Origin of the sequence: uncultured Anaerotruncus sp. (genome assembly GCF_902490045.1) — a bacterium.
Lineage (GTDB): Bacteria > Bacillota > Clostridia > Oscillospirales > Ruminococcaceae > Anaerotruncus.
Genome location: NZ_CABUCJ010000150.1, coordinates 1 through 5,098, shown reverse-complemented (window position 1 = coordinate 5,098; position 5,098 = coordinate 1). Strand labels below are relative to the sequence as shown.

General features: G+C 63.0%; 5 protein-coding genes and 2 tRNA genes. 3 read left to right on the top strand and 4 right to left on the bottom strand.

Going from position 1 to position 5,098, the window contains the following annotated elements:
• Positions 1-77 (bottom strand) — tRNA-Asp (locus tag RDM88_RS11710).
• A 7-nt stretch (positions 78-84) separates the two neighbouring features.
• Positions 85-160, bottom strand: a tRNA-Val gene (locus tag RDM88_RS11705).
• Positions 161-306: 146 nt separating this feature from the next.
• Between RDM88_RS11705 and RDM88_RS11700 the strand changes: the two genes are divergently transcribed.
• Positions 307-483: a hypothetical protein gene (locus RDM88_RS11700; RefSeq protein ID WP_308755010.1), complete on the top strand. Its 177-nt coding sequence runs from the start codon at positions 307-309 to the stop codon at positions 481-483.
• Positions 484-537: 54 nt separating this feature from the next.
• On the opposite strand, the gene RDM88_RS11695 is transcribed toward RDM88_RS11700, so the two are convergent.
• The gene (locus RDM88_RS11695) at positions 538-891 is read right to left on the bottom strand and encodes a helix-hairpin-helix domain-containing protein (protein ID WP_308755009.1); all 354 of its coding nucleotides are present in this window, start codon (positions 889-891) and stop codon (positions 538-540) included.
• A gap of 117 nt (positions 892-1,008) precedes the next feature.
• Entirely contained in the window at positions 1,009-1,662 is a 654-nt protein-coding gene (locus RDM88_RS11690; RefSeq protein WP_308755008.1) for a hemolysin III family protein, read from the bottom strand.
• Between the two features lie 151 nt (positions 1,663-1,813).
• Between RDM88_RS11690 and RDM88_RS11685 the strand changes: the two genes are divergently transcribed.
• Complete coding sequence (locus RDM88_RS11685; protein WP_308755007.1) at positions 1,814-2,344, top strand: DUF1836 domain-containing protein; 531 nt, start codon at positions 1,814-1,816, stop codon at positions 2,342-2,344.
• Between the two features lie 174 nt (positions 2,345-2,518).
• On the top strand, positions 2,519-5,098 hold a 2,580-nt coding region (locus tag RDM88_RS11680; RefSeq protein ID WP_308755006.1), incomplete at its 3' end, for a valine--tRNA ligase.

Below are 5,098 nucleotides of genomic sequence, written 5' to 3'. Positions count from 1 at the left end.
TGGCGACCCGGATGGGGCTCGAACCCACGACCTCTAGCGTGACAGGCTAGCGTTCTAACCAACTGAACTACCGGGCCATACAACTGGTGGGAACTACAGGGCTCGAACCTGTGACCCTCTGCTTGTAAGGCAGATGCTCTCCCAGCTGAGCTAAGCTCCCACATTTGCCTTTGGCGACTGAACGTCCAACAAGCGACGTAGATTATTATACACTGCCTGTCCCGAAATGTCAACCGATTTTTACAAAAAATCGCCCCCGCATAATCCCGCCCGCCCTGCAAAAACTATCGGCAGGAGGTGAGCGCCATGCTCGAAAAAAACCGGCTGATCCATCCCGAACGAAAGAAATCCCGGACCCGGCACGACCACTTCGCACAGGTCGACCCGAACGCGGAAATCACCAGCGCGTTCATCAACCAGGCGGTTTCCCAGGCGGAGGGCGCTCCCGAGCCGCCCGCGCCGGAGGACCCAAGACGGATTTGAACCAAGCGGGCGCGGCTTCTGCCGCGTCCGTTTTTTTCCGGGCCGGGCGGTGTTTCAGTCGAACGCCAGGTAGGGGGAAATCTGTTCGAGCGTCTTTTCCCCGATGCCGCTGATCTCGAGGAGCTGCTCGGGGGAGCCGAGCGCCCCATAGTCGCGGATGTAGGCGCGGATCGCCCCGGCCTTTTCCGGGCCGATGCCGGGGAGCTGCCGAAGCTCCTCCTCGGTCGCCCGGTTGATGTGGACGACCACCCCCTCCAGCTCGGGATAGGGGTTTAAAACGGGCGCGGGAGAAAAGACGATGCTGGCGGGAATCCGGGGCGGCGCGGTGGCGATGTTATAGCAGACGAGCGCGGCCGCGAGAAGTCCCGCGGCGGCCCAGATGACGCCCGTGCCCGACCGTTTCTTCATGCCGCCGTCCCCCTTTCATCCCCATGGGAAAAGGATACCATCCCGCCGGAGGGAAAGCAAGCCTCCCGCCGCAAAATATGCGGCGGGAGGCTTGCTTGAGGAGAAGCGGTAAGGGCTTCAGACGATGTACAAGAGAACCATCAGGTAGTGGCAGACGCTGCCGGCTATGACGAAGAGATGGAAAATTTCATGGAACCCGAACCGTTCGGAGAGGTTGGGGCGCTTGACCATGTAGATGACGCCGCCGGCGGTGTAGGCGATCCCGCCCGCCGCGAGCAGCACGATCCCCGGCAGGGGCAGCGCGCCGAGCGCGGGCAGGTCGACGGCGATCGCCCAGCCCATCAGGATGTAGAGGGTGGTGCTCAGCCAGCGGGGTGCGCCCAGCCAAAACATCTTCATCAGGATGCCCGCGGCGGCGACCGCCCATATGGCGGCGGTGAAGACGAGGTTGTTCGGGCGGGGCAGCAGGGTGAGCAGCAGCGGCGTATAGGTCCCGGCGATGAGCACATAGATCATCGCGTGGTCGAGCTTGCGCAGCGCGGTCTGGATTTTCGCCGCGGCGTTGGTGAAGTGGTAGATGCTGCTCGCGCAGTAGAGCGCGACGAGCGACAGGCAGAAGAGGATGCAGGAGACGGCGGTGACCGCCGTGACCCCCGGCTTCACCGCAAGGTGGACCCCCATCACGATCAGGCCGATCGCGGACAGCCACGCCCCGATGAAATGGGTGTAGCTGCTGATGGGGTCGCGCGCTTTCAGGAAAATCCGCGGCATATTCTGCACCTCGCTATAACATAATATAGTTTTAAAAACTATGTAATATAACTATCATATCACAACTTAAAGAAAATACAACTGCATCTTGAAAAAGTTTACAAAATCATGTAGAATTGAGGACAGAAAATGCCCGCCGGGAGGGAAGATAATGAAAACCTTTGATGAAATCCTGTCCGCCGCCTTTGCGGACGCCGACCTCTCCGCCGCGGACGTGCCGCGCATCGACCTCTACATGGACCAGATCCTGACGCTGGTGGACGAGGGGCTCGCGGGCAACAAGCGCTCCGCGGGGGACAAGCTCCTGACCAGGACGATGGTCAACAACTATTCCAAGGAGCATCTTATTATGCCCGTCAAGGGCAAAAAATATTCCCGCGAGCAGGTGATGCAGCTGCTCTGCATCCTCGTACTCAAGCAGCAGCTCGCGCTTTCCGACATCAAAAAGTTGGTGGCGGGTGAGGGGACGCCGTGCGGCTTCGAGCGGGCCTACGGGGAGGCGCTCGCGCTCAAAAACCGCCTGCGCCCGAAGCTCGAGGCGCTGCTGCGGGAGGAGCTTTCGGACGCGCCTGGGCTTGACGGCCGGGAGCGTGCGCTTGCGCTCACGCTCGCGCTGGCGGGCGCGGCGACCGAGCTGCGGCGGGTGTGCGAGGGCGTCGTGGACAGCTTTCCGGAGGGATAGAAACTGCCGGGCGGCGGGGGAAAAGCCCCCGCCGCCTTTTGGCGCGGCTGCGGCGCTGCCGCCGAATCCGCGGAAAAGGCAGATTTTCCGGCGGCCCCGCTTGTAATTGGGCGGGAACTTTATTATAATATAGAGTATTGTAAATTGCCGAAAGAGGCCATTGGAGGAACAGACATGCCGAAACAGCTGGAAAAGGTTTACGACCCCAAGCAGGTTGAGGATAAAACCTACCGCTTCTGGGAGGAGGGCCGGTACTTCCACGCCGAGCCCAACCCCGAAAAGAAGCCCTACACCATCGTCATCCCCCCGCCGAACATCACCGGGCAGCTCCACATGGGACATGCCCTTGACAACACCCTCCAGGACATCCTCATCCGCTGGCGGCGGATGCAGGGCTACGAGACGCTCTGGATGCCCGGCACCGACCATGCGTCGATCGCCACCGAGGCGAAGATCGTCGAAGCGATGCGCAAGGAGGGCGTTACCAAGGAGGAGATCGGCCGTGACGGCTTTCTGGAGCGCGCGTGGGCGTGGCGGAAGGAATACGGCGGCCGCATCATCAACCAGCTCAAAAAGCTCGGCTCCTCCTGCGACTGGGAGCGGGAACGCTTCACCCTCGACGAGGGGTGCAGCCGGGCGGTCCGCGAGGTGTTCGTCAACCTCTACGAGAAGGGGCTTATCTACCGCGGCGAGCGGATCATCAACTGGTGCCCCCACTGCAAGTCCACCATCTCGGACATCGAGGTGGAGTACGACGAGAAGGACGGCTTCTTCTGGCACATCAATTACCCGATCGTGGGCACCGACGAGGTGCTCGAGATCACGACCACCCGCCCCGAGACGCTGCTCGGCGACACCGCCGTCGCGGTGCATCCGGACGACGAGCGATACAAACGCCTCGTGGGCAAAAAGGTGCTCCTGCCGATCGTGGGCAGGGAGATCCCGATCATCGCCGACGAATACGTCGAGATGGACTTCGGCACCGGCGTCGTGAAGATCACCCCGGCGCACGACCCCAATGACTTCGAGGTCGGCCTGCGCCACGACCTGCCCGTCGTGAACGTCATGAACGACGACGCCACCATCAACGAAAACGGCGGCAGATACGAGGGCATGACCCGCGAGGAGTGCCGCAGGGCGATCGTCGCGGACCTCGAAGCGGGCGGCTTCCTCAAGTCCGTCGAGCCCTACAAGCACAACGTCGGCGGCTGCTACCGCTGCGGCAGCGCCATCGAGCCGCGCGTCTCCAAGCAGTGGTTCGTCAAGATGGAGCCGCTCGCCAAGCCTGCCATCGAGGCGGTGCGCAGGGGCGACACCAAATTCGTGCCCGAGCGGTTCGACAAGATCTACTTCAACTGGCTGGAAAACATCAAGGACTGGTGCATCTCCCGCCAGCTCTGGTGGGGCCACCGGATCCCCGCCTGGTACTGCCCCGACTGCGGCGAAATGGTCGTCTCCAGGGAGGACCCGGACGCCTGCCCCAACTGCGGCGGAAAGCGTCTGGAGCAGGACCCCGACACCCTCGACACCTGGTTCTCCTCCGCGCTGTGGCCCTTTTCCACCCTCGGCTGGCCGGACGAGACGCCCGAGCTCAAATACTTCTACCCGACCAACACCCTCGTCACCGGCTACGACATCATCTTCTTCTGGGTGGCGCGGATGATCTTCTCGGGGCTGGAGCACATGGGGGAGGTGCCCTTCGACACGGTGCTCATCCACGGGCTCGTGCGCGACGCGCAGGGCCGCAAGATGAGCAAATCCCTCGGCAACGGTATCGACCCGCTGGAGGTCATCGACAAATACGGCGCGGACGCGCTGCGCTTCACCCTCGCCACCGGAAACGCCCCCGGCAACGACATGCGCTTCTCGGACGAGAAGGTGAACGCCTCCCGCAACTTCGCCAACAAGGTGTGGAACGCGAGCCGGTTCGTGCTGATGAACCTCTCCGACGGGCTGACGGACGTTTCGCTGCCCGGGACGCTCGCCGTCGAGGACAAGTGGATTCTCACCAAATATAACGCGCTCGTGCGCGAGGTCACCGAAAACCTCGAAAAGTTCGAGCTGGGCCTCGCGGTGCAGAAGCTCTACGACTTCATCTGGGACGTGCTCTGCGACTGGTATATCGAACTCTGCAAATCCCGCCTCCAGGAGGGCGGGGAGGCCTCCCTCGCGGCGCAGCGGGTGCTGGTGTATGTCCTGGGGGGCACCCTCAAGCTGCTGCACCCCTTCATGCCCTTCATCACCGAGGAAATCTGGCAGGCGCTGCCCCACGAGGGGGAGAGCCTCATGGTCTCCGACTGGCCGGTCTGCGACGAGGCGCTCAACTTCGCCTCCGACGAGCGCGACTTTGAAAAGGTCATGCAGGCAATCCGCGCCATCCGCGTCCGCCGCGGCGAGATGAACGTGCCCCCCTCCAAGAAGACCCACCTCTATATCGCCACCGGCGAGGCGGAGGTCTTCCGGCAGGGCGTCCCCTTCTTCCGGCGGCTGGCCTTCGCCTCCGACGTGGAGATTGGGGAGCGGTTCGCGCCCGAGGGCGCGGTGCAGGTCGTCACCGAGGCGGCGCGCATCTTCATCCCGATGGACGAGCTCGTCGACCGTGAGAAGGAGCTCGCGCGCCTCGGGAAGGAGAAGGCCGCCTGCGAAAAGGACATCGCGGCCCTCTCGGGCAAGCTGCAAAATGCCGGCTTTGTCGCCAAGGCCCCGGCGAACGTCGTCGAGGCGGAGCGCCAGCGGCTCCAGAAGGCGCGGGAG

What these genes read in the sequence shown, in the direction of transcription:
- RDM88_RS11700 (WP_308755010.1), top strand. Translation starts at nt 307, where the DNA reads ATGCTCGAAAAAAACCGGCTGATCCATCCCGAACGAAAGAAATCCCGG.
- RDM88_RS11695 (WP_308755009.1), bottom strand. Translation starts at nt 891, where the DNA reads ATGAAGAAACGGTCGGGCACGGGCGTCATCTGGGCCGCCGCGGGACTT.
- RDM88_RS11690 (WP_308755008.1), bottom strand. Translation starts at nt 1,662, where the DNA reads ATGCCGCGGATTTTCCTGAAAGCGCGCGACCCCATCAGCAGCTACACC.
- RDM88_RS11685 (WP_308755007.1), top strand. Translation starts at nt 1,814, where the DNA reads ATGAAAACCTTTGATGAAATCCTGTCCGCCGCCTTTGCGGACGCCGAC.